This window comes from Eisenbergiella porci, from assembly GCF_009696275.1.
GTDB lineage: Bacteria > Bacillota > Clostridia > Lachnospirales > Lachnospiraceae > Eisenbergiella > Eisenbergiella porci.
On sequence record NZ_VUMI01000040.1, the window covers coordinates 1 to 25280 of the forward strand.

A 25280-nucleotide genomic window follows, 5' to 3' on the forward strand; every position below is an offset into this window, starting at 1 on the left:
TATCCCTGATGCTCCTTTCCTGCTTTTGTTCTAAACGTCGCATCAGGATCGGAAGGATTCTGCAACATACCGGAATGAAATCCCCCATCCTCCTTTGTACGGAGACGGCGAACTGCTTCATCTACAATGGTCTGTTCTGAAAGACAACGAATCAAAAGCTGATATTCTGTGACATCATCATAATCTGATCCACAGACAGACAGCAATTCATCCGCATCCTCAAGGACCGTTTTTAACTGATTATCTGTTTCTGAATCGTTGTTATAGTAAAAGGTTCTGTTGTAATCATTCGGATCACAATAATGATCAAATTTCTTTGGCAGATCTTTCTGATTGTTTTTATGAAGGTAAATGACCATTTTTGCCACACAGGTATAGAGCAGCTCCGTGCGGCTGAGCTTTCGGATGTTTGCAGCGATCATCATGGAGTCCATCCGTTTAATACGTGGATTGATATCCATCATTTTTGCAATCTTATCACTTAGACCGACAATACAGTTATGAAGCAAATCCACACCATAAACTGACTCGTAATCATAACAGCGCTTGCGGAAACGAGAAAGACTTTTATCGCTCAGAGGCTGTTCTTCATAACTTGTCGTGTGAAGAGCATACTGATACCGTGGATCCAGCATCAAATTTTCAACAATCTCGTCATCCGATATGCCGAAAACTTCCTTAATAATCAATGCACCAATGCAAACATTAACCGGTGTATTTGGTCTTGAGGCATTTGAAGAATACAAAACAGCAAAAGGTTCTTCATCAATAGAGGGGAAAATATCCTCTGAAAATGTTTTCGCCCATGAGCGTTCTAATGCTTGCTGTTCACGACAAGTAAGCCCGCTATAACTATCTGTAAGAGATAACTGCTGATAAGAGTTTATTCTGAATGCCATTCGTATTTACCACCTTTACTTGATAAACACAGTATATCACACCGAGCAAGAAATAGAGTGTTTGTGTAAAATTTTCAAGGTACTATTATAGGGCTTTTGACCCCAACATCATCTCCATTAATAATTCATAGGAAGCATAAATGCGTTGCCAAAAAGAATTGCATTCTCATCGAAAACTGACTGTATACATTTCCCTGCTGACCCAGGATCCCCAAGAGGGTATATGATGCTTCCCTGCTGGATAAAGCTGACCACTTGTCCGCAGACATCCTTTTCCCATCCGCCCGGCATATGAAATGGGCGCCTTTCTGATGTAAAGATTTTTAAATAAGACTTATTAAAATCTATTTTATCCGGTAGCAACATTCCCAGATTCAGATATCTTACTGCATTGGATTCGCTTATCCGTGAAACGGCAGTAATATCCTTTATGACAAAAGTATTCATTCCCTGTGAAGAGCGGGCGCCCAGAAAGAATAACCGTTCCTGTTCCTGTGCTTTTTTTATTATCTGAATAAGTTGCTCCATCTTTTCGCCCTTATCCGCTCCTAAATAAAAACAGAAATCTGTTACCTGTGACCTTTCCTCTCTCCCACCGCTTATTCGTACTTCTTCCACAATACATTCAGGTACTGAATATATTTCCGGATCCAGTCCGGGAAGCCCATATTGCAAGCTTTCCAGGGAAGCATGAATCTGGTGGGAATTATAAACACTTATATATGGGTATGAGTTTTCTATCTGCTGTGGATTATCCATCATTTGCATGATTTTATTCTCATCCATATATTGTCTTTGCTTAATCGCTTTATACAGCTTTTTGGGTTCAGCTATTCCATCTGATTTATCCACACAATCCAGAAACCAGGTCTGAGGAACAGGAAGAAAACCCTCCGGCAGCATATCTGACAGGGAACAGAAAACCTTTCTTTCTTTTACATCTGCAACAAAGCTGCCCGCATTCTCAGAGGTGGTATATTCCCCAAGCAAATAGGTAAGCGCCCCAAATATTTTTTGTGAATCAGGAAGCTGTGTTAGTCTGCCCTTTAATTTCATCCCGACTTTGTAGGTACGAATTTCCTCCATGTGACACTCACTCTCCCAATATCTTAACATGTATTTTCCCATAGCCGCGGCTTCCGGAATTTCCCAACCGATACACGCCTTCATTAAATTTTAATAATACGCTCTCTACAAACTTTTTAATCTCTGCTTCGCTTAAATCATATTCTTCCAATGCATTCAGATGGTAAAAAATGATCTCCCCGCTAAAGGCTATTCCCGGACGCACTGTTTTGTAGGTACGGGGATTAGACGAAATTTTATCCGGATCGTCCTGATTTTTTATTGTATTTTTTGTATCGACAGAAAATGGGGCTTTTTCTTTTGGATCTTTCATATTAAAGTCACTAAAAATAAGCTTGGGAGTATCATTAAATGCTTTGATACCAAAAAGATATTGAGCCGAAGCATTATTAATTGCATCATCCATTTTTGCTTCCAGCCGGCTTAAACGCTCTGCCAAACTGCCATTATTTGTTTCCTGCATTTTTTTATTTTGCTCATAGCTATTTCTTTTTAAATTTTCCAGATATCTTTTATAGCTTTCTTTTATCTTAACGGCAATTTCTTCACTTTCCATATCCCTGACAATTTTGCGCATGGTTCCCTTAATGGAAGATGCGGGAATCTGAGGACGGTTATTATAATCCGTTTTGGTATATAAATCAATGCCTCCGATTTCAAAGGTTGAAGGATTATCACCGATAAAAAGATTAGCCTCTGTGATAATTTCTGCTCTTATTCTTTCCATTTGCTTTCCTTTCTTTACTTTTGTTGGACGGGTATAATTTTTTATAAGCCAGGAGCATATCATGATACCTATAAAAAAGCATTAGGCTGTCAATATAATCGTCAGTCCACAATCCTGTAATCGATGCAAATTTGCAGAAGATATTCCTATCAAACGGCGCCATAGGAGGGACTTTATGCTCACTTTGTTTTTTCTCCAGCAGTTCTTTATATTCTTCCCAGTTTCTGTTTTCGGACATCTCTATCATTGATGCACACATCTCAACATCGGGTCCTGTTTTTTTCATTCTGAAGAACATTGATGGAGTTATTTTTCTTTTCAGGAATACCGGAATTCGTTTATCATCTGAAGTCATATAAGATGTAAAGCTAATAAAAGACGACCTTATCGTTTCAGCTGCCGAAAATGGTTCCTTGCGCCATTTTAATTCTTTATCCAGATTCTGCTTATATAAATACTGTAATGCCCGATCAAATACAGCTTTTCTGATTCTTTTTGAGATCTTCCCGTCATACTCACTACAAGATAGTGGATGCTCATCCGTCAATTTGAACCGCTCATCGCAAAACAGAAGAAGCAGCCTTACATATGCCTCCAGCTTCCTGCGGTGTTTTTTATCGAAATGCAAACTGTAAACAGCTTTGTCTGAGGCATTTTTTGTAATGACAGTCACCTGCCTCAACAGGGCTTCCAGCAGCAAAAGCTCTCCTTCTCTCAGCTGTTTATCCGCACTGCCAAGATATTGAGGAATCATATGGTACAAAACAGCATTACTGTATTTGACAGAAGTACTGCAAATGGATGGATCCGTAATTTTATTCAACAAACCATAAAGGAAATAATGTGCTGGGAATTTTTTTACTATTAACAAATTAAGCGTATGTACTGTCTTTATAAAATTTGGCCAGCTTAAATAACCTGCATCATCGCCATCGGCTATTTTACAAACCGAATCGTAAAAAGTATATCCGCCCAAACACAGTTTGGCAACAGATTCATTTACTTCACTTTCGAAAGTAAGCTTCATCTTTTTAGCCGTATCCAGTTCATTCTGTACACGTTCAAAATAGTATCTGATGGGTTCTCTGTTAAAAGATATATCTATCCCCAGGCTTATTGAGAGCTTATCAGCCCATTCCAACTTCTCAAGCTTATCATTTATGTTATTCAATAATGTCTTGCATAAGTCCACACCATTTTGCAAATGCGAAACAGGAACTGCAAACATGATATCGTCCCCGGCTAAATATAAAGGGTAAATCTTAAAGTCGGGATTTTTTTCCTGCAGCCTTTCTACCTCTTTTTCCAGGGCATCCAAATTGATTGTCTCTGAAAGGATTTTACTGACCGAATCATATATTCTGTAATCGCTGATATTTTTAAAAATATTTCCCATACCATCCAGGTCGGCCTTGATGACTGCAATTCGGAAATGGTTTGCATTTACATCCTCTGTATCAGGACATAGCTTATTAATATTTTTTACAAAAGCATGGTATTCACTGTTATCGTAGAAATACAAACTTTTTTCTGTTTTTCGGAATTGGAAAAGCAGTTCCTTATGCTCCTCAATGATTTTATTCATGCATTCTTTATGACGAATACGGCTTTTACTCTCCTTAACAGCCTCCAGCCTGTCATTTTCAGATGTAATATCTTTCTGAAAACATTCATATTTCATCAGCAGCTTCCCGCCAAAATTTACATAATACCATTGAAAAAGCTCTCCCAGCTTTATCCGGATTTCTTCTTCCCGCAAAGTTGTAGTAAATACACAGGAGCCGGAGCACTGAAGCAAAATTTCGTTTATAAATCCGGAAAATACACCTTTTTCCCCATCTAATCCCACCTTCCGATAAAAATCGTCTGAAATCATCCGTGATGAGCTGATAATGCTTTTCAGCGTATTATTATTTGACTGCAATTCCTGTTCCTGCGCATGAATTGCATAATACAAAAAAACCTGCACTTTATCGATTGCTATCGAAACTACATTAACCGTCATTCTTTCTATTTTCTCCTTTTTGGTTGAACATTCTTACATATTCCCGGTGTGGAAACAGTATAGGATTATTAATCAACATCAAAAGCTGATTCAGCTGAAAATTAAACGTCAGAAGTGAAGCCTGTCTATTTTTTTCTCCCAAGATCTCATAATCTTTAAGGCTGATAGTTTCTAACTCTTTTTCCCCATTGATGTTGGTAGTATTGATTTCCTGACTACATTGATAGAAATTGAGCTCTCTGTACCAGTCTTTCAATGTTCTAAAGGCTTCGGTAACAGTGATTTTCAAATGAGAATCCGTCCTGTCACGTTTGACTGCCGTAAGGATAAAATCGAACATATTCGATTCTATTACTTCCTTTCCAACGTTTTCGCTCATACTGCATAATATTCTGAGCGGTCTTGTTGACTGTTGTGCCGGGGCCGGCCCTATTGCGATATAATTCGCAAGCCTTGCTATGGATCCGGTCGCTGTTCTCAGCTTTACTATGCTGTCATACCAGGCTTTTATTGTTTCAGTTTTAATATTCTGGCTTTTGCATTCTACAATTGCTGCTACTGCTTCTATCGGAATAAACTTAATTCTTCCGTAACGAAATATGTATGGAGTATAAGTCTCATCAAAAATAGCGAGATCAACCTCATGGGAAACATTCTTCTGAGAATCAATGATAAAAACAGAGCGTTCTATCACAAACTTTTTGGGTAAAATCGCTTCAAACACCTGGCTCCATACTTCTTCTCTTTCAGTTCCTATCGTGGTTCCATGTAATGCGTGTTTCATATATAACTGCTCAACAATCGAACTTTCCAGTTGTTGATAATTTGTAATAATGTCAGGTATTATTTTATTTTTTCGTTCTCCGTTGTTGTTCATTGTACTTCTCCTTATGTATTTGAGTGTTTTTGTAGGTGGGCAATGGGAGTTAAATTATAATATATTGGTAATTAGTGTAGGAATTCGATATATGAGGCTGTATAAGCCTCGACCAATGAAGGGGATGTAACAAGGCAGGATGTGCTATTTCAATCCACGAGGCTGTATAAGCCTCGACTGGAAAAGGCTCTTGCTGATGCTAACTACTACGATTTCAATCCACGAGGCTGTATAAGCCTCGACCTTCACCTGGATGAGGAAAGTGAAATTAATCACGATTTCAATTCACGAGGCTGTATAAGCCTCGACGAGAGCCTAGAAACAATAAGTTTCAGCGGAAAGATTTCAATTCACGAGGCTGTATAAGCCTCGACCATAAACCACCTGGGACGGCGCCAACCGCACCAGGATTTCAATTCACGAGGCTGTATAAGCCTCGACCAATATGTTCTCTCGGCCTTACTATGGCCGGAATATTTCAATTCACGAGGCTGTATAAGCCTCGACATTCCAGAGAAGGCGGGAAAACGCTACGGTTACAATTTCAATTCACGAGGCTGTATAAGCCTCGACGGGTAGATGATTTAGGGAGAATAGTCCTTCCTAAGATTTCAATTCACGAGGCTGTATAAGCCTCGACTGGTAAGGGCCGTGAACTTCGCTTTCTTACGTTCCTATTTCAATTCACGAGGCTGTATAAGCCTCGACTGAATATCAAGCTGACAGATGCGCAGTTTTATATTTCAATTCACGAGGCTGTATAAGCCTCGACTATCTGGAGGGAGGATATCAGAAACCGTCTAAAGATTTCAATTCACGAGGCTATATAAGCCTCGACGGTGTATGGCCTAATGTCCAGGGTGGGCATTGATATTTCAATTCACGAGGCTGTATAAGCCTCGACAAAAGCACAAGTCTGGCTGTGCTGGACGGAGAGGATTTCAATTCACGAGGCTGTATAAGCCTCGACGAGGATCTGTCAGATGCGCAAGCAGCCCAGGTGAATTTCAATTCACGAGGCTGTATAAGCCTCGACGGATCCAAACATCCGAAAAGCGGAGGTTATAGTTGATTTCAATTCACGAGGCTGTATAAGCCTCGACTTTCCAATCCTTGAATCCAGAAACTATACCGTTATTTCAATTCACGAGGCTGTATAAGCCTCGACGCGGAACAGAGGGCAGGATATACCAGCAGAGAAATTTCAATTCACGAGGCTGTATAAGCCTCGACGTTGAAGATCTTCTTGAGACTCTTCAACATTAGATTATTTCAATTCACGAGGCTGTATAAGCCTCGACGCCCCAGTGCTACTAACACCAGAGCGGAATTAACTATTTCAATTCACGAGGCTGTATAAACCTCGACTTATAGGAGGGTTTTAAGAAAATGAATAAGAAAATTTCAATTCACGAGGCTGTATAAGCCTCGACTGGAAAAACCGATGAAGAAATTGTAACAACAAGAATTTCAATTCACGAGGCTGTATAAGCCTCGACTGAAATTATTGCAGAAGCGGAAAATTACGCTAAAATTTCAATTCACGAGGCTGTATAAGCCTCGACCCTTCTCTCTCTGATGTTTGGATATGGGACGAAATTTCAATTCACGAGGCTGTATAAGCCTCGACAATCAGCAGCCACGTAGCCAATATGCAGTATACAATTTCAATTCACGAGGCTGTATAAGCCTCGACTGGTATCCGGCATACGTAGCCTTCCCGGAAGGCAATTTCAATTCACGAGGCTGTATAAGCCTCGACTGTGCCAGCAGGCTGGCATACTTGTTGATGTAAATTTCAATTCACGAGGCTGTATAAGCCTCGACTACGGAGGACAGAAAGCTTATTACATTGGCTGAATTTCAATTCACGAGGCTGTATAAGCCTCGACACTGCAGCTAAAGCTAAAGACCGAAAGGACCTTATTTCAATTCACGAGGCTGTATAAGCCTCGACGGCGTCCACTCAGGACTATCTATTTCAGCAGTAAATTTCAATTCACGAGGCTGTATAAGCCTCGACGCAGGCGTTCTCCATATGGTATCCCCGCAGGCAGAAATTTCAATTCACGAGGCTGTATAAGCCTCGACATCAACAGGGTAATATGCCACAAATGCCTGTTGTAATTTCAATTCACGAGGCTGTATAAGCCTCGACGACGGACTGCATTTATAAAACAGCAAAGATAAAATATTTCAATTCACGAGGCTGTATAAGCCTCGACACTTTTAAAAGTGATATAATAATCTTAACAACAATTTCAATTCACGAGGCTGTATAAGCCTCGACGAGTCCGAAAACCAGTCCTTTCCCAGGATTGCAAGATTTCAATTCACGAGGCTGTATAAGCCTCGACTGCAAAAATACACAACAAAATTCCTTTAAATTCTCCCAATAACATACTTATTATACAACTCTCCCCGAAAGTTGTCATTATTATATTATTTTATATTTATATTATCCTATATTTCATCATTATACAAGTGCGAATCCCCCCGCAAAACTATGGGCACTTATGATTCGCACCAGTATTTTTCAGTTTTTCTTTACTGATTCAATTATACACTGATGATGTTTCGCGTTTTTGTCATAATTTATACCAACAAGATAAACCTCGTGTATACCCTTGTCAAAAACTCTTATATAGTTTCTTTCTTTAATCTGAGCTATCGCTTTTCCTGCACTGCTGTTATATTTTAATTCCAGTATGATCCCTGGCCGATCCGGCTTTTTAGGTATCATAATACAATCTGCATACCCTTTACCTGCTGTTTGTTCAAATTTCAGTACATAATCATCTGCAGCGGCATAAAATGCCAAATGTATTACACATTTTAAAGTATGTTCATTATTATATTCTTTAAATTCCTGCATTCCGTCATGGACGTCTTCAAGTAAAAAACCAACTTTTTCTTCTTCACAATTTAAAATTGCTTCCAAAAGCTCTCTTGATTGTTTTAAAAGCTGTGAAACCGTTCCCCAGGACAACTTTTTAATCGTGTTGGCAAATTCCTCCCGGATTTCTTTATTCGGAATCCTCACTTTATCTTCTGAATAACTGAGATAACCAAGATGAATCAACGCCGTGATTACCTCATCTTTATCATTAAAACTATCCAAATCATTGGAAAAACCTAACACATCAACACTTATTTCATTACCGGCTACCAGTTCAGTCACAGCTTCTCCCAAACCGTCAAAATTCATTGTAATATATTCTTCCAGTTCGGAAAAACCACCGGTTTTATTCCAATAATCTCTGCAGACACCCTCTTCCAACGCCTCTACAACAGAACGAGGATTGTAAATTCCCCCAATTTCTGCCATATGATAGCCATTGTACCATTCCCGCAATTCTTCAAAACACAATTTCACATCCTGCGAACATAACTTTTTTATCTCATTTTCAGTAAAACCAAAATAAGGCGCAAGCTTTTTAGGTTCCAGCATAGTGTATTCACGAAACATATTCAGCGCAGATCCTGTATTATACTTTTTGATAGGAAGAATCCCTGTCATATAAACCAGCTCTACATATGATTTATCCTTAAACAGCAGTTTCAAAAAACTGAGAAATTCCTCCTGCTCTTTCTTTTTACCTTTATGGAATCGAAAAACACAGTCCCATTCATCAATTAGAAAAATAAATTTGTATCCATACATTTGTTCAATCATATCTAAACAAAGCACTAAATCCTGTCCCTCCGGCAGAACTCCTGGACAAAGCTGTCCCAAATCATGAATCAGATTTTGGGAAATCCTTTCTATCCCCTGCTTAACGGTATTATTTTCAAAATAATCATTAAAGTTTATCATGATTACATTATGGGCATTTAAATGTTCATAGTAAGTTGATACGGATTTAATCTGCAGTTTTTCAAAAAGAAAGTCTGTATTAAGGCCCAGAGTATAATATGCTGCTAACATTTCTACAGCCATTGTTTTACCAAACCGGCGAGGCCTGCTCAGGCATACCCACTTTTCTTTGGTTGAAATCTTTTCATTAATAGTCTGTATAAGCATGGATTTATCAACAAAAAAACGACTATTAAGCGATTCACGAAAACCATTCGCTACATTTTTTCGGTTCAAAAAATAAAAATAATCCTGCATAATTAAATTCGCTCCATTTATGAGTTAACTCTTCTAACACTAACGAAAATTAACATTGTTTCAGTGGACTCAGTTTACTACAGATATCAAAGTATGTCCAATAGACATTTCTTGATTCGCTTAACTAACAAGTGTGAAAACGATTAAAAATAAATATTTATTTTCCATTTAGTAAATCAAGCGTTCACACCGACTTTCGCTCTCAATAATCAAACTAACTTTAAAGTAAAGACTTACCATAAATTATTTGATTTACTCATTACATTTTAAACTTTTCACACTACTTTTTACAATTATTTTAGTACATTAACATTTTTTATATTTTTGTTTTCAATTGTACCTTATCCTTACAGAAAAAAGTATTCAATCAATGGGACTATATAAGTCTCGACGTATTTAGACTTTCTGCATCTGCCTTCTCAACCATTTCAATCCACGAGGCTGTATAAGCCTCGACAAGACAGGAAAGAGAATTTTTTGCCATGTTCTTTATTTCAATCCACGAGGCTGTATAAGCCTCGACTGTGCGGATGACACCATCCGCCACAAGCCGGACGGATTTCAATCCACGAGGCTGTATAAGCCTCGACAGCAAAAACATACAAAAAATCTATTCAAAACTTTATCCTAACACAACAATTATACAACATCTATCAAATTTTATCACTATACAATTACAATATATTTTATAATTTCATTACTACTTACAAAAATTCGGTGCGAATCCCCCGGCAAATTAATGTGAGCTTACGATTCGCACCAATATCAACATAATAATTTGAATTAATCAATCTCATTTCTTTCATTCTTTCATTCTTTCTTTTTATTGATATATATCGCACGTAAATTCATTTGGCAAAATTTATATATAACAATAAAACGCATTCTTTTCAATCCAATAAATATCCTTCTCTATAAGAGCATTCCAAATAATCCGGATTCTGGTAATATACTCCTGTTTTAAAATTTAATATTTCATCACTGAATTTCCTTCCCTGGTTCTGCACAATCCTGAATCATAATACAATATAACTTTCCTATATACATAAACCCAGGAATAACATATTTACAATCAGTAATTGTATCAAAATTACCTTGTGGTATTTTATATGTTTCTATCACTTCATCACTAACCTATTCAAAAGTAAGACAATGATTTACCTCGCTATATATTCAATAAGAGAACATACATAAAAAAATCATTTTTTTCTTTATTCGTCATATACTATTTCACTCCCCTGAAATGTCAAACAATTCAATCCCGCTAAAGTATGGAAACTAATTTGATGTGTCGGATACTTAAACTCCGCTAAACCCCCAAATTGTTTTATACTGATTGTTCCCGACAAAAAATCGTTCACATAATTCCAAATTGTATCATTTGCCATCGGCCCTTCAACAATATCGTAACGATGCGTTTCTCCCTTTCTGCATGCAGCAATAAAATCAAGCCACTCGTCTGTCATACTTTCAAATTTTAAAACTGACAAGGTATTATCCGGAGTATAAATATATGAGTTTATAACAGGACTACCTTCACCTCGATTTGCCCAGCGTACAGCTTGTTCTATTTTATTTGTAATAGAATTTCCATGAAAAATCTTTTGTATATTTAGTTTTCCTTATCTCCGGAAATTCAACAATTTCTTTACTGGCATGATACAATATCATAACGCCTCTGATACCCCCTATAGATTATCATTATTTCTAACACACAAAAAGCACCAGCTTAAACAACATACTTTTTCCCATGCTCTCTAATACACAATCTCTTTAAAGCCCATTATATCTTTATTCCATTGAAACAATGCAGCCTTCCCCTTTTCATCCCTTATTAAATGAACACTGCCCGGTTCAATTTTTACCCTGTCTCCTTCATATGCAATCTTACCTTCTGTTACAGCCGTCAACACAGCCTTTAATATAGCTCCGTGCGCCGCAATAATTACATTTTGAGCATTATATTTTTTTAGAATATTATGAAATGCCAGTCCAGCACGTCCAATAAGCTCTTCCAACGGCTCCATTCCCGGATATATATCATCAGCAAATCTTTTCTTTCTCTCCTCATAATCCAAACCTTCACCCAATCCAAAACCTCTTTCTATAAATAAGGGCTCGGTTACAATATCTTCTTTCTTATAATCCAGCCTGCCTGCAACAATTTCAGCGCTCTTTCGTGCTTCTTGATAAGGGACTGGATATAATAACATCAACATTCTGCATGCAGCCGGCTAATACTTCCGCAGCCTTTTCAATCTGATTAATTCCGTTTTGGTTCATCCCAATATTTTCATGCCCTTGCAGTCTTCCTTCCAAATTCCAATCTGTTTCACCATGTCTCAGCAAATAAATATTCAAACCTATAATTCTCCATTTCGTTTTCTCTCAGACAGTCTTTAAAAAAAGATTATACCTTTTATAAAACATTACCATCATTTTCAACAGTTAAAATAATGACCTGCTAAAATAAAGGCAAGCACAATGCGCTACAAAAAATCAAAGACTGATTCGCATGAATCCCTTTGCATAAACCCATACAAGAAACAGGGCTACTAAATCCAGTGAAGATGCTGTCATAATCAAACAATTTGCATTATTTTCAGGCATGATTTCCTGTGTCATTACACCATTTTGCAATCTCAGTAATAAGTTCTGCAGGAAGCGGCTTATTGTAAGGAAACTGGATCGCACCTTTACTGGTTTTATATTCTTTCAGACGTTCTTCAAACATCTCGATCGCCTGTGGCCCGGGATAAAAACCAATATGTTTCTTAAATCCTGCAAAATGAACAATATTATGCTGATTCCAGTAAGTAGGCATGCTCCATGAAATACGCTCTTGTACATCCGGTAATGCTGCCTGAAGTATTCCATGCATTTGGTACAAATATTTTTGTATATCTTCCGGTTGTTCCAAAATGTAAGCATCAATTGTTTCCGGTGTCTTTCCACAAAAATGATCCTGATTCTGGTTTTTAAATGATCGTCCACATTTGGGGCATGTCCACATAATGATTTCTCCAGTTCTTTTGATTATTATTGTTATCTGATTTCATGTAAGAGGTGTTAAAGCCTTCTTATTTGCCGGCTACGATTTTCCTGATGAAATTATTCTTACCTGAATTGGGAATTCAATTCTTGATATGGAATGAACACTGACCATCTTTCTCCAAACTTACAATCAACGAGGTCACGCAAACCTCGACTGAATTTATGGGAGACGAAGAGTCGGGTGGAGGATTTCAATCCACGAGGTCGCAAAGACCTCGACAGCAAATCCCTCCAAAAACCAAATCCCCTCCCCCGCAAAATCTATATCTATTATACAACCACCCCACGATTATTTCCACCAAATAATCATCTCCACACTATATTTCATCCATTTCTCCCCAAAAACAGGTGCGAATCCCCCGGCAAATCCATGGGATCCTTCTCCTAGCTGTCCGGTTTCCAGGCCAGGCTTCTGCTCATGTGAATCAGCCATTTATCATGAGGTATATATTCCCTGTTTACAATAAAAAGCGTACTAGTCAGCGGTTTTATCGCATTATTAAAAACATAATGCCCCTGCATCGTATCCTGCCTGTATATCCAGATATCACCTGCCAGTCTGTAATTCCAATATGCTTCCCAAAGCAATCCCCCGGCACTGTCTATATCAACCGTACAAGCCAGCTTCCTAAATTTACATTCTGCAATTTTTCCTTATCCTCCCGGTATTCTTTTTCAATTTTTTCTTTCACCCACTGCGTCAGTCTGTTTTCTGCTTCCATATTTTACTTCTCCTTTGCCCCGCTTTTTTATTTGTTTCTTTTACAAAAAGGCCGTCCATACTTACCTTTCGATTTATGCTTTGAACACCCTTCCTATCTCAATTATAGATAAATCCTCTTTTTTATCAATGCCGAATCCCATTATAATCATTTGTTCCCAAATGCAGCTCCCGGCATAAAAATAAAAACTTTGTAAACTTTTGTCGTAATACGCATAAAATAACATAAACAATACTAAGCCTTATAAAAGGGGGCACGAATCCAATGTTAGGAACCATACTTTTATGCGTAGCATGCATTTTGATACTTGGTTTCATTTTGTTTATATGCATATGGAAAATACGCACCAGGAAATTCAAACCTTCCAAAGATAAAACCGGACAGCAGCAGCAGCTGAACCAGGATTTGAAAGATGCAGGCTTTGCTTATGATCTGAAAAATGATTTGTTCTACTCCGTCATGGACTGCTGGCAGCGTGAAATGGGATATTGCCGGCTGTATGACGAAGGCTCCGCCGATTTTAACATGGTTATGCACTGTGAGCCCGTCTGTTTTACGTACAGCGGGAAACGATGGATGATAGAATTATGGAAAGGCCAGTACGGAATAACAACCGGCGCTGAAATCGGCATTTACAATACCGCTTCCGATGATATTAAGACGAAGCAGTTCACCGGAACCTATTACGACTGCGCCTCAAACGATGAACGTCTGGATATGAGCTTTGTCCTCCGCAAAAACGGAAAGGTTCTTTTCAAACGCAGCGGGATTCACTGGTGGCTTACCGGGTTTAAGCTGGGAGAATTTTCCCACCTTGATACTCTCACCATGGATGCCAAAATTAAATTTCCAAACAGAACCATGCGGGACGCTTTTGTAAATGGCCTGGTGGATATCGGTTACCGCAAAAAAGAATACAGCGTTCATTCAAATACGGTTACCATCCATTACACAACGCCCCACAGTCCCCAGCCTCTTTCCAACAGTACGCCTCAGGGAATTCTGGTGCAGAATACAAACTCCATCAACTGCGGCCTTTACAGGCAGGTGACCGGAAAATATACGGAAACTCTCGATAAACTTGAATATCTTAAGACAGCCATGCCCGAACTGTATGAATTCTGTATGCATTCCCTGTATGCGAGATCCTTCTATAAAGCTTTTGACTGGCTGATTGACCTTATTCACAAGGGTCACAACCCCGACCCAGGTCCGGAGCCCGGTCCCAGTCCTTGTCCCGGCCCTGAACCCTGTCCTTGTCCCAAGCCTTGCCCTTGCCCTAAGCCTTGCACTTGCCCTTGCCCTAAGCCCTGCACTTGCCCTAAGCCTTGCCCTAAGCCCTGTCCGAAACCCTGCCCGAAACCTTGCCCCAAACCCTGTCCCTGCTCTCCTGCCACTCATACAAAACGGCTTCCCAACAGGATCTGTACTCCCTGTAATTGCCAGAAGCCGCAGAATCCCTGCTGTCCATGCACAAACAGCACAGCATGTGAATGTGAGGAAAAAAATACTGAAAAAGGGATGTGCCGCTGATGCCTTCGCTTGCCGATAAACTGAATAAAGTCTACACCTCCGCTCCCGTTCTTCCCTATGATAAAAACTCCCGCATCGTAATTATGAGCGACTGTCATCGGGGCCAGGGAAACGGAGCCGATAATTTTCTTCCGAACAGCCCGATTTTTCAAGGCGCCCTGGAATATTACTACAAGAATGGTTTTACCTATATCGAACTTGGCGATGGTGATGAACTTTGGGAAAACAGATGCATCCACACGATTATCAGAACCTACAGCCATATTTTCCGGCTCATGAACCGCTTTTATCAGGATAACCGGCTTTACATGATATACGGTAACCATGATATCGTAAAAAAAAGGAAGAATTTTTCCGCATCAAACTGTACAAATTATTCCTGCGATGCCACAGAACCGGAAGCTTATTTTTATAAGGATTTGAAAATTACAGAAGGAATTATCCTCGAAAATAAAGATACGCTGCAGCGCATTCTCCTAATCCACGGCCACCATGGAAGTCTGCTCAACGATGAGCTTTGGCCCCTTGGCCGGTTCCTGGTGAGATATGTCTGGAAACCGCTGGAAATGATTGGCTTCCGCGCTCCCACAGGCTCCGGCCGATCCGTAAAACTGGTGGAAAAGATAGAGAAAAAACTGTGTGCCTATTCCAGGGAAACTAACCGAATTGTCATAGCCGGCCATACCCACCGGCCGGTATTCCCGAATCCGGGTTCCTGCCCATATTTCAATGACGGCAGTTGTGTACATCCGTACAGCATCACATGCCTGGAAATAGAAAATGATCAAATTGCCCTGGTCCGCTGGTCCTTTTCCACGACGGAGGATCGATTACTTTTCATCAGCCGCGAAGTCCTGAACGGACCGGAAAACCTGTCGGATTATATACTGGACTGAAGTCCTTGCCGGGAAACCTTATTCCTTTGAAACCGTGCTGTCCCTTACTTTCCGATAAAACCAACTTCCGGCAGCTTACCTGGCTGCCGGGTCTGGGCGAACTGTATGTAAAAACTATCAGGCTTTTGCAGGATATTTTCTAACACATACTCACTGCCTGAGCAACAAGTTCTTCGTTTATCATTTTAGGATCACTTAAAAAATAATAATATCCGGTTATACACAACTCTGGAAAAACAACAAAGTCAGTCCCGCTGTCAACTGCTTTTTCAATATAATCCTTCATAAGAGCTATATTTTTAATAACATCTTTTTGTGATTTAAAATTAACTACGGATATCCTCATTTATCTTTCCTCTTTAATTTAATCCTGTCACCTATAATCATCTGCCGATTCATTCCTTAAACTCCGCCATAAATGCCATACTCCCTATAGCAGCCAAACTGCAGCCTTTTACGGCGCTTAGAGAAAGGCGTCAGGCCGCAGCCGGCAGACTGTTCGCCAGTGGGCAGGTCGTATTATCTTTAAATTCTAACTTTGCTGCAAATGCACCGTCTTCCGGATTTTTTCCGTAATAGCAGAAATAAGCGACACGCATGGGTGGCATTTCTTTCAACAGTATAGCAGACACCCGGACAGGTTACCCGACTTTTTTTCTCATTCTGCTTTAGCTCCATGCATTTCAGAATTTCCGGACGCTTTAAATGGGTTCCTGCGTTCACGGACACCTTCCTTTGTACCGACGATTATCCGGTCGCAGAATTTGTCAAACAGGCCGGTTTCCAATACACCCGGTATTCCGCGGACCGCTTTCGCCGCTGTCAGGAAATCAATAATTTCTGAGAAGCTGATGTCCAGTATCCAGTTGCCGTTATCCGTAACAAACGGTCTTCCATCCCTCTGACGGCAGGCCGCCGTTCCTCCCAGCCCTTTGACCGCCTCAGCCGCCCAGGCGGAACCAAAGGGCAGGACCTCCGCGGGAAAGGGGAATGTGCCCAGGCGTTTTACCAGTTTGCTTTCATCCATGATCCAGATCACCTGCTCCGCTCTGCGGGCAACGACTTTTTCCCTGAGAAGCGCGCCTCCCCCTCCCTTTACCGCACAAAAGCTGTCATCGATTTCATCCACGCCGTCTATCGCCAAATCCACTTTAATCCCGGCTTCCGGACGGATAATGGGAATCCCCAGTGAAACGGCAAGCTTTTCCGTCGCTTCGGAGGTTACGGCCGCCTGCAGAGTCCTTCCTGCGCGGACCATAGCGCCAACCTCCTGTATGAGATAATATGCGGTGGAGCCGGTGCCCAGGCCGAGCGTCATCCCGTCGCGGATATATTTAACCGAAGCCAGTGCCGCTGCTTTCTTCAGTTCTTCTTTGTTTTCTACATGATTTCTGCTGTCCATACTGTTTTTCGCCTTTCTGTGAGTCACTTTATTCATTTACTATTGTTCCGTTTTTCATCTGCCCATACTGTAATTATGATTGTTACAGTCATAAAAGTCAATTGGTTTTAAGCAAAATTCTGGGGGCCAGTTGATGGGGGCAATTGTTACGCTTTCCTATGCCGTACATTTCCGGTTTGACAAAAATAACGGCATTCGTTAGACTGAAACCATAACTGGTCCGTGTAACCCTATAATATTGTTCGTCATATTTATAAGGAGGCCGAAATTGGAAGTACCATTTTGGGAAGAAACATATAAAGACGATACAGTTTTTACATTTGGCAACCAGCCAAACCAGTCCATTACTGCAATCGAAAACCTGCTGGACAAATCGGGAAGAGTCCTTGACGTTGGCTGTGGCGACGGAAAAAATTCATTGTATTTGGCTAAACAGGGACTTAGGAATATTGATGCTTTCGATTTGTCGGTAAATGCAATTGAAAAGCTGCGCCGTTTGGCAGTGGCACACTCTTTAGAAATTAATGCATGGACTGGCAATTTATGCAGTTTTTCCTTTGAAAAAGAATACAGTCTCATAATGTCATTTGGGACCTTACATTTTGTAAGTAAGAATGACTGGCACAATTTTATTATGAAATCAAAAAAAGCCACGGAAGTCGGAGGCTTTCATATTATACAGCTGTTTACGAACCAGGTGCCTCCCTCTCCTGATATTGCACCTTTTGCTATCGGTCTGGCAGATGACGGCGAAATCAGGAAGCTGTATGAGGATTGGGAGATTATTGATTTCAGGTCGTATGTTTTTGAAGACGAGCACCTCAATGTTCCCAGGCATCTGCATGCCTCTAACAAAATTACTGCCCGCCGGATAAAGTGAGGCCGCCGTCCTTTTCAGCTTTTTCTTCAAATCACTTAAAGCCCCTCCCCGCCAAAGACGGCAGGAAGGGGCTTCTCTGCTGCAGCTTTATTTCCACTGAATTCTTTCTGCAGATTTATTTTTGTAGCTTCATTTCTGTGACTTTATTTCTGTAATACCATTTATACTGCCTTACTTGTTATTTGTCCCAACCTCTTTATGGTATTACAAACCATCCTTAAAGAAACCGTTCCTCAAACCACCATTTCACATCCGCTTATTCCAGACCAAGCTTTTCCTTCAGCTCATTCCAGATATCAAATGCGGAGAAACGCATCGGTATGCTGTAATCATCCCCACTCCCGTGAACCGGTGTCCACACCTGGGCATAGAACGGGCTCTTGCGGGCCATATCGGCATAGTGCCAGGTGTTCCGCTGGCATTCCGGACACCAGTGGCCGCCGCGCAGCATGGCGTTGACGCTCATTTTATATTCATGGCCTTCCGAACATCTGAACCGCAGAGGCGTATAAATATCGGGAATATTTTCATCCAGCAGCTCACAGCCCCTAAACTGCGCAGCCTTCCTGATATCCTCAGCCTGCAGCTCTTCCAGCGCCTTGCCCTCATCATAGCCGTGATCCATATAAACCGGATTCTCCTCGGAAGGATGGTAAAATTCATATCCTTCCTCCACACTCTTAATCTGCTGCTGTTTTTCTCTGGATCCGAAAAATGCATGAATCCAGTCTTCCTGATTATTCTCCAGCATCCAGGAGGTTCCCATTTCTTTATGGCTGATTTTTTCCAGTTTTTCCTTCATGGACCGGGTATTGGGCATCATGGCGGCAATCATGGGATTTTTCATCATCGCTTCCATCTCCGCCGTCGCCTCCGCCCGGTAGCTTTCCGGCGGGATTACCCTGAAATGTAAAATATCATCCAGTAAATCGGAGTCCGTATAATAGTGGCCATGGAAATTGTAAAGCGCACATTTTGTCACGTCAAATACATCCTGGTAACGGATTCCCATGGGGCCGAAGCTGAAATTCATCAGCTCCCAATGGGCAAAACGCCAGCCCTTGCCGCTGCTTAAATTATAGGCCTTCCTCCAGAACTCCTCAGGCACCCAGTCCTCGCAGAGATTGGCCATGCAGATGCCGGATTCCACCGCCGTGCTCCATTCCAGCACGTTATTTGGATTCTGATGGTGCTGGATCGGCTCCTCGCCCGCTCCCTGATCCGGCGGGTATTGCCCGGTCTGGCGGATGGAAACCCAGTATTTCAGTCCGCTGTCAAACACGGATAACTCGGAAAATACCTTTGACATCGCATAATAATCATGGGCGGAAGGATTGATGGGATCTCCGCAGCGCCCCCAGTTCACAGGCACCGGTCTGTCACCAGTCATGGCCACCGTACCCACATAGGCGAATTTCACCTTGTCCGGATCCGGCTGTTCCTTAATGGCTTTAATAATATTCAGGGTGGAGCCGATATTCGTATACAGCGTTTCTTCCGGATATTTATCCGCTGCCGGAGATACCATGGCGCCGATGTGCAGCACATAATCCGCACCGGTTACACATTTCAGAATTGTCTCATAATCCTTCATGTCTCCCCAGACTACTTCCAGATAAGGATCGGCATTTTTTTTCACAAGCTCTTTATTCTTTGCGGAAGGACGCGCCAGCATGCGGACCACAAATTTCGGTTTTCTTGCAAGCAGCTGCTTCACCGTTTCAATCCCCATTTTTCCGGTTCCGCCTGTTACAAAAACGGTTTTGGGCGCTTTTGAAATCACCGCACGGTATTCAGGCTGATCAAATTTAACAGCCGCTTCCTGCGCTTCAAAGGTGGCATTCATCGCACGGCGGGCACGCAGCGCATCCCCTACCTTCACGAAAGCGATGCCTTCATTGCGGCAGATTTCCTCCAGCGCCGAAGCGTCATTGCTTCTGGAACCAACCGCGACCACCGCATAATCACAGGGGTAAGACTCTTCTTTTCCATCCCTGATTCCATACACGCATCCATTATCAATCCGGTTTACCGTGATATCTGTGACTGTTACAATTCCACGTTTTGCAATTTCTTCCATCACACAGATTTTACGGACAGGCCCGATATCAGCGCATACCTCCGGCAGCATTTCCAGGACGGTAACCTTGCAGCCGCTTTCCGCAAGATATTCCGCCGCTTCCATACCCACAAGACCGCCGCCGATTACCACGGCAGCACCGGAAACCTTCACCTTTCCGCCCAGCACCTGATGGGAGTTCACCACATTTTCCCCATCTGCGCCCGGAATTCTCAGGCTGATGGGTGAGGAACCAATTGCGCAGATTACGGTATGCGGCTTTTCCTCTGCGATTAGTTCAGGGGTTACCGGCGTATTCAGATGCACCTCAATCCCCGCTCTTTTCACCTGCAACGCCATGGAAAGCATGGCCGCCTTCATTTCCTGTTTGCGGGGCGCTTCCCCTGCCAGCAGGAACTGTCCGCCAAGATGATCGCTGCTTTCATAAATCACCGGCCTGGCGCTGCGTTCCTTCAATACAAGCGCCGCCTGCATCCCGGCAATTCCGCCGCCTGCGATAAGCACCTTCTCCGGATCTTTACAGGGAACCGGCGTCATCTCCGCTTCCAGGCCTACCGCCGGATTTCTCAGGCAGGTGATGTGAGGCATATCCAAATTGGAAAAACCGTCATAGCAGCCCTGATCACAGCCTACACAGGTTACGATGTCCTCTCTTCTTCCTGCCTTTGCCTTGCTGCAGAATTCAGGATCCGCCAGCTGTCCCCGGCCGATAACCACCATATCCACCTTGTCTTCTTCCAGAATCTGTTCCGCCAGCTCCGGCGTATTGATTCTGCCGACGCCAACTGTCAGCATGCCTGTTTCTTTCCTGATATATGCCGCATTGTCAATATTGAAGCCGCAGGGCAGATCAAGGGAAGGCACCTCATATTTCAAAGCCGGCGTTATTATATTTCCTCTGGAAATATCCAGGACATCCACGCCTGCTTCCTTTGCCCATTTGCAAAACTGCGCCACTTCTTCTATTGTCAGCCCGTTTTCCAGATAATCATCATGCGCATCTATTCTCATGAAAACCGGCATGTCCGCAGGGACCGCACTGCGGATGGCGCGGATGGCTTCCAGCGGGAAACGCGCCCTGTTTTCCAGGGATCCGCCATATTCATCCGTCCGATGGTTGATTCCGCCCGACAGGAAGGAATGAGGCAGATAGTTATGCGCGCAGTGGAACTCCACACAGTCAAAGCCCGCTTCTGCAGCCCTTGCCGCCGCTTTGCCAAAACAGTCCGCTATGTAATGGATCTGTTCCACGCTGATACCGGGCAGTGTAAGCTCCGCCGACACCGGCATGTCAGAAGCTACATACATCACTGCGGCCGGATCAAAGCTTACGGCAATGCTTCCCTGCCAAAGCTGGATCCCCGCCTTGCCCCCCGCTTCATGAATGGCATCCGTCAGCTTCTTCAGCCCCGGAATATACTTATCCTCTGCAATGGAAAGAAACTGCTTGGGGGAGCTTAACGGCTCCACACTGGCTACCTCCACCATATTCAGTCCGTTTCCGCCCTTCACCCTGGCAACATGATATCGGATCAGCTTATCCGTCACCATTTTATGATCGCTCATACGGGTACCCATTGCGGGCAGGATAACACGGTTTTTCAGCTCCATCCCTTTGATCCTGATGGGAGAAAATAATTTTTCATACATAAGTTCCGTCCTCCTTTTCTTATATCTTATATTGTAAACTATTCATAATCTGTACAGTCAATGGTGTTTTTTTATTCAGATTTTGTTATAATTAACAGAAGATTTGCACATGAAATGTATTTTTATCCACAATATGCCTTTCGAAAACTGTTCACCTGGTGTACAGTTTCCGGTAGAGGGCCGGATCATGTGCAGAGAGAAATATTCTGTGGTGAAGGCTTTTGCACCGGGCGGACGGTAACGTTTGCACCGGACGGCAGCTTTTTTTGATAAAGGAAGGAGTATCCATGAGAATTAAGGAAGTGATTGAAAAAACCGGATTATCCAGGAGAACCATCCAATTCTATATCTCACAGAAACTGATCATGCCAAGAGAAGATCCGGTAAACGGATATCATGATTTTTCGGACGAGGACGTGCGCAATCTCATTATTATTTCACGGCTGCGCAGGCTGGATTTTCCCGTTTCCGATATCCGCCACATCCTTCGTTTCCCAGGAACTGCTTCCTACTATTTCTACCGGCAAATCGACACTCTGACGAAACGGATTGACACCATGCGGCGGAATGTGGACATCCTTGCCCGCTATTTTGAAAATGATCCTGCCCCCATCGACTGCGATTCCCTTGCCGCGAGCCTGAGGCTCATGGAATCCTATGAAGAAAAGAAGGCTGCCGCTGATGATTTTACGGAGCTGGACAAGAGAATCATCCCTCTTTTTATATGGACGCCCTATCTTTCCGGAACCCGCAGTGAATACCAGGAATTCATCTGGAGCAAAATTTCCCGGAAGGTAATTGAGGATTATCAGCCTTTCCTGCGCAGTATGAAGTACATCATTTCTGCCCTTACGCCGGAACAGCTCACCTACAGCAGCGAAAAAACAGCGCAGCAGGCTGAAATTATAGCGTCCTTAAAGCATGACAGCCTTCCTGCCCATGCTGCCTGCATGCTGGAGCAAATTGATGCTTTTCTCCGGGACAGCGCCCTTGTGGAAAAATGGAACCTCGTCTATCCGCCGCTGATTTATCCGCTTCTGACAATCGGATATTCCGAACTGAGCAGTATGATGTTTGAACTGAACAGTGATTATGAGCGTTTTTATAATAATATCTGTGTTCTATGCGGCTTAATCTGGAACCTGCTGCAGACAACAGAACATGGGACACGGATTTATGAGGAAATCGCAGAGAAACTTCTTCCCATTAACTGGGAGCAGAATGGGAAAGGGGAGCTTGAACGGATGACCGTATTTGCGTTCAGCCCCTATGCCCTGCTGGAAAAAGAAGACATTAAAAAGCTGTTATTTTGAAGGATTTTACCGTAACAGTCCGGCAGTTGAACTGTTACTATTTTCCTTCTGTTAAAATAAAAAACAAACGAGGAGTATTACTATGCAGAAAAACCTTTCACTTTCCATTGACATCGGCGGTACCTCCGCCAAATATGCTTATGTCACGGCAGACGGAAAGCTCACCGGGAAAGATTCCTTTCCCACCTCCGGCCTGAAAAACCTGGATGAATTCTATCAGCACCTGCTGCCTGTTATCGATAAGGCTATTGCCTGCGGCGCCGTAAATGTAGGGCTGTCCTGTCCGGGCTTTATCCAATCGGACGGACTGTGCATGGGCGGCGTTGAGAATCTGCCCTATCTTAAAGGCGTGAATATTCCTGAATTCCTCCGGCAACATAATCCGTCTCTCAAGGTGTCTATTATGAACGACGGTACTGCCGCCGCTTTAGGGGAGTACTGGCTGGGCAGCGGCCAGGGCAGCCGTGTCCTGCTGTGCATCACCCTGGGAACCGGTATCGGCAGCGCCCTGATTCTGGATGGCAGGCCATATCTTGGCAGCCATTTTCAGAGCGGGGAAATCGGCTACAGTGATTATTCCTCCTCTGAAGAATACCTGGAAATCAATTATTCCACCCTGGGAATTCTCAGAAGGGCCTCGGAGCTTACCGGCGAACAGCTCGACGGCTTTGCCTTTATCCAGCGCGTCCGTGACAATGATCCCTGCTGCCTCCGGCTGTTGGAGGACTGGACCGAAAAGCTGGGCCGTATCCTGGCGAACAATATCCTGATGCTTGACCCTGACAGGGTGGTAATCGGCGGCGGCATTTCAAAGCAAAGCGACATCCTGATTCCTCTCCTGGAAAAACATACAAACCGCCAGCTTCCGCCCCAGTACCGACAGCTGGCCGAAATTGTTCCCGCCAGGCTCGCCAATGATGCCGGCCTGTTCGGCGCTGTAAAACCGTTTTATGAAACGGGTATGGATGCGTGACGCTGCTTTGACGATTTGCCAGCGCTGCCGTGGTTTAAATAGAAAACGTCAGGGCTTATGGCAAAGCCAGCCAGAAGGCAGTTCTTTGCATCCACCAGCCTAACCAGCCAAACAAACAGGTGCTTCCCGCCGCCGTTCTAAAAATGCCTCACTCCCCGCTCCCGGAGTGAGACATTTTTATTCAGCCAGATCTGTCAACCTCCTGTCCTGCAGGAGGCGTTCCCCTTCGTTTCCTTCCCAACGGGCAGTCAAAGAGTTTTTGCTGCGCAGGAGTGATGATGTCCGCCGCCGGCGTCTCGCTCCCGTCCGGCCAGACAATATGCAGGATTCCCTCTCTCCAGATACGCCCCGGACGCGATATGGTCATGGCCGGCACTGTTTTTTCCTCCAGCGCACAAGCGCAGGCGCGGTGGGCCCATCCAGAAGGACACTCATATATCCCCAGAGCGAATAGGCCAAAACAGGAGGAAGCGCCTCCCCCGCCCTGAGGCGCCGCCGATAGTTTTCCGCCTGCTGAGGATCGTACTTTTGTGCGCTCTGCGCAGGATAGAGATAACAGGGGAAACAGGGAAGCACACGATGCTTATCTGAATCATAGTATTCCGACGTCGCTTTGAATGACGTCAATGACTCCGGTACATCCCAGAAGAAATGCCCGTCACCATCGGTTGGATAATAATCCGAATAGGACAATACATAAATTCCCGGCTGGAGCAGTCCAAGGACCGGCCTCACCCGCTCCAGCGCATCCGCAAGTCCGGCATATGGCTTATCCAATGCAGCCCGGACCGAATAGATTTCCCTGCAATCCTCCGGTATCCCGTAACCCGCCGCCAGCATACTCTCACAGGTAGGGGAGCCGTTGGCCTGTATCCTGAGCAGCGGGGTTTCGCCCAGATACAGGATAGAGCGATAATCCGCTTCGCATCCTCTGGCTTCTTTTTCCGGCTCAAACCAGTCCATGCTTAATCTCCCGCGGCTGCCCCGCACAGCAAGAAGCAGATGCTCCGAGGGAAATGCCGCCAAACACCCCCAATTACCTCTATCTTTTCTTTTTGAAACAGCATAA

19 protein-coding genes, 1 pseudogene and 1 CRISPR repeat array are annotated in these 25280 nt (G+C 43.1%); of the genes and pseudogenes, 5 read left to right on the forward strand and 15 right to left on the reverse strand.

All coding sequences use genetic code 11. The features are described from left to right. From FYJ45_RS30905 to FYJ45_RS20305, 10 genes and pseudogenes are all read right to left on the reverse strand, one after another. Positions 1-899, reverse strand: an 899-nt coding sequence (locus tag FYJ45_RS30905; RefSeq protein ID WP_235930915.1) for a transposase, incomplete at its 3' end; no start/stop codon positions are given. Between the two features lie 117 nt (positions 900-1016). Next, positions 1017-1985, reverse strand: a complete 969-nt coding sequence (locus FYJ45_RS20265; protein ID WP_154466994.1) for a hypothetical protein — start codon at positions 1983-1985, stop codon at positions 1017-1019. Between the two features lie 7 nt (positions 1986-1992). Then, a complete protein-coding gene (locus tag FYJ45_RS20270; protein ID WP_195841907.1) occupies positions 1993-2712 on the reverse strand; it encodes an RAMP superfamily CRISPR-associated protein in 720 nt (239 codons plus the stop codon). Continuing rightward, on the reverse strand, positions 2675-4393 hold the full coding sequence (locus FYJ45_RS20275) for a Cas10/Cmr2 second palm domain-containing protein (protein WP_154466996.1): 1719 nt from the start codon (positions 4391-4393) through the stop codon (positions 2675-2677). The genes FYJ45_RS20270 and FYJ45_RS20275 overlap by 38 nt, the downstream gene beginning before the upstream one ends. A gap of 313 nt (positions 4394-4706) precedes the next feature. Next, a complete protein-coding gene (locus FYJ45_RS20280) occupies positions 4707-5594 on the reverse strand; it encodes a DUF6602 domain-containing protein (protein WP_154466997.1) in 888 nt (295 codons plus the stop codon). 81 nt (positions 5595-5675) lie between these two features. Continuing rightward, positions 5676-7951: direct repeats of the CRISPR family, unit length 32 nt; unit sequence ATTTCAATTCACGAGGCTGTATAAGCCTCGAC. Between the two features lie 179 nt (positions 7952-8130). Beyond that, complete coding sequence (locus FYJ45_RS20285) at positions 8131-9708, reverse strand: AAA family ATPase (protein ID WP_154466998.1); 1578 nt, start codon at positions 9706-9708, stop codon at positions 8131-8133. A 1211-nt stretch (positions 9709-10919) separates the two neighbouring features. Further along, positions 10920-11379 (reverse strand): annotated as a pseudogene (locus tag FYJ45_RS20290) (DUF3990 domain-containing protein). A gap of 86 nt (positions 11380-11465) precedes the next feature. Beyond that, positions 11466-11921: a histidine phosphatase family protein gene (locus FYJ45_RS20295; RefSeq protein WP_207708439.1), complete on the reverse strand. Its 456-nt coding sequence runs from the start codon at positions 11919-11921 to the stop codon at positions 11466-11468. Then, entirely contained in the window at positions 11875-12069 is a 195-nt protein-coding gene (locus FYJ45_RS20300) for a histidine phosphatase family protein (RefSeq protein WP_154467000.1), read from the reverse strand. Before FYJ45_RS20300 ends, FYJ45_RS20295 begins: the two co-directional genes overlap by 47 nt. Before the next feature lie 241 nt (positions 12070-12310). Next, complete coding sequence (locus FYJ45_RS20305) at positions 12311-12721, reverse strand: iron chaperone (RefSeq protein ID WP_154467001.1); 411 nt, start codon at positions 12719-12721, stop codon at positions 12311-12313. A gap of 1027 nt (positions 12722-13748) precedes the next feature. Between FYJ45_RS20305 and FYJ45_RS20310 the strand changes: the two genes are divergently transcribed. Together FYJ45_RS20310 and FYJ45_RS20315 are read left to right on the forward strand one after the other, a co-directional pair. Next, positions 13749-15017, forward strand: coding sequence for a DUF4474 domain-containing protein (locus FYJ45_RS20310; protein ID WP_154467002.1), 1269 nt, complete (start codon positions 13749-13751; stop codon positions 15015-15017). Next, on the forward strand, positions 15017-15913 hold the full coding sequence (locus FYJ45_RS20315) for a metallophosphoesterase (RefSeq protein WP_154467003.1): 897 nt from the start codon (positions 15017-15019) through the stop codon (positions 15911-15913). Before FYJ45_RS20310 ends, FYJ45_RS20315 begins: the two co-directional genes overlap by 1 nt. Positions 15914-16052: 139 nt before the next feature. Here the strand turns inward: FYJ45_RS20315 and FYJ45_RS20320 are convergent, their stop codons facing one another. Both FYJ45_RS20320 and rpiA read right to left on the reverse strand, forming a co-directional pair. Then, positions 16053-16259: a nitrilase-related carbon-nitrogen hydrolase gene (locus FYJ45_RS20320; protein WP_154467004.1), complete on the reverse strand. Its 207-nt coding sequence runs from the start codon at positions 16257-16259 to the stop codon at positions 16053-16055. A gap of 312 nt (positions 16260-16571) precedes the next feature. Further along, positions 16572-17351: a ribose-5-phosphate isomerase RpiA gene (rpiA, locus tag FYJ45_RS20325; RefSeq protein WP_235930916.1), complete on the reverse strand. Its 780-nt coding sequence runs from the start codon at positions 17349-17351 to the stop codon at positions 16572-16574. 232 nt (positions 17352-17583) lie between these two features. On the opposite strand from rpiA, the gene FYJ45_RS20330 reads away from it, so the two are divergent. Then, positions 17584-18195: a methyltransferase domain-containing protein gene (locus FYJ45_RS20330; RefSeq protein ID WP_195841909.1), complete on the forward strand. Its 612-nt coding sequence runs from the start codon at positions 17584-17586 to the stop codon at positions 18193-18195. A 256-nt stretch (positions 18196-18451) separates the two neighbouring features. On the opposite strand, the gene baiCD is transcribed toward FYJ45_RS20330, so the two are convergent. Beyond that, the gene (gene baiCD, locus FYJ45_RS20335) at positions 18452-21925 is read right to left on the reverse strand and encodes a bile acid Fe-S flavoenzyme BaiCD (RefSeq protein WP_154467006.1); all 3474 of its coding nucleotides are present in this window, start codon (positions 21923-21925) and stop codon (positions 18452-18454) included. Positions 21926-22212: 287 nt separating this feature from the next. Between baiCD and FYJ45_RS20340 the strand changes: the two genes are divergently transcribed. Further along, a complete protein-coding gene (locus FYJ45_RS20340) occupies positions 22213-23238 on the forward strand; it encodes a MerR family transcriptional regulator (protein ID WP_154467007.1) in 1026 nt (341 codons plus the stop codon). An 82-nt stretch (positions 23239-23320) separates the two neighbouring features. Beyond that, positions 23321-24211, forward strand: coding sequence for an ROK family protein (locus FYJ45_RS20345; RefSeq protein ID WP_154467008.1), 891 nt, complete (start codon positions 23321-23323; stop codon positions 24209-24211). Between the two features lie 181 nt (positions 24212-24392). On the opposite strand, the gene FYJ45_RS20350 is transcribed toward FYJ45_RS20345, so the two are convergent. Together FYJ45_RS20350 and FYJ45_RS20355 are read right to left on the reverse strand one after the other, a co-directional pair. Further along, positions 24393-24587 (reverse strand): hypothetical protein, encoded by a 195-nt coding sequence (locus FYJ45_RS20350; protein ID WP_154467009.1) that lies wholly within the window; start codon positions 24585-24587, stop codon positions 24393-24395. Continuing rightward, positions 24575-25174, reverse strand: a complete 600-nt coding sequence (locus FYJ45_RS20355) for a hypothetical protein (RefSeq protein WP_154467010.1) — start codon at positions 25172-25174, stop codon at positions 24575-24577. Before FYJ45_RS20355 ends, FYJ45_RS20350 begins: the two co-directional genes overlap by 13 nt. Between the last annotated feature and the right edge of the window lie 106 nt (positions 25175-25280).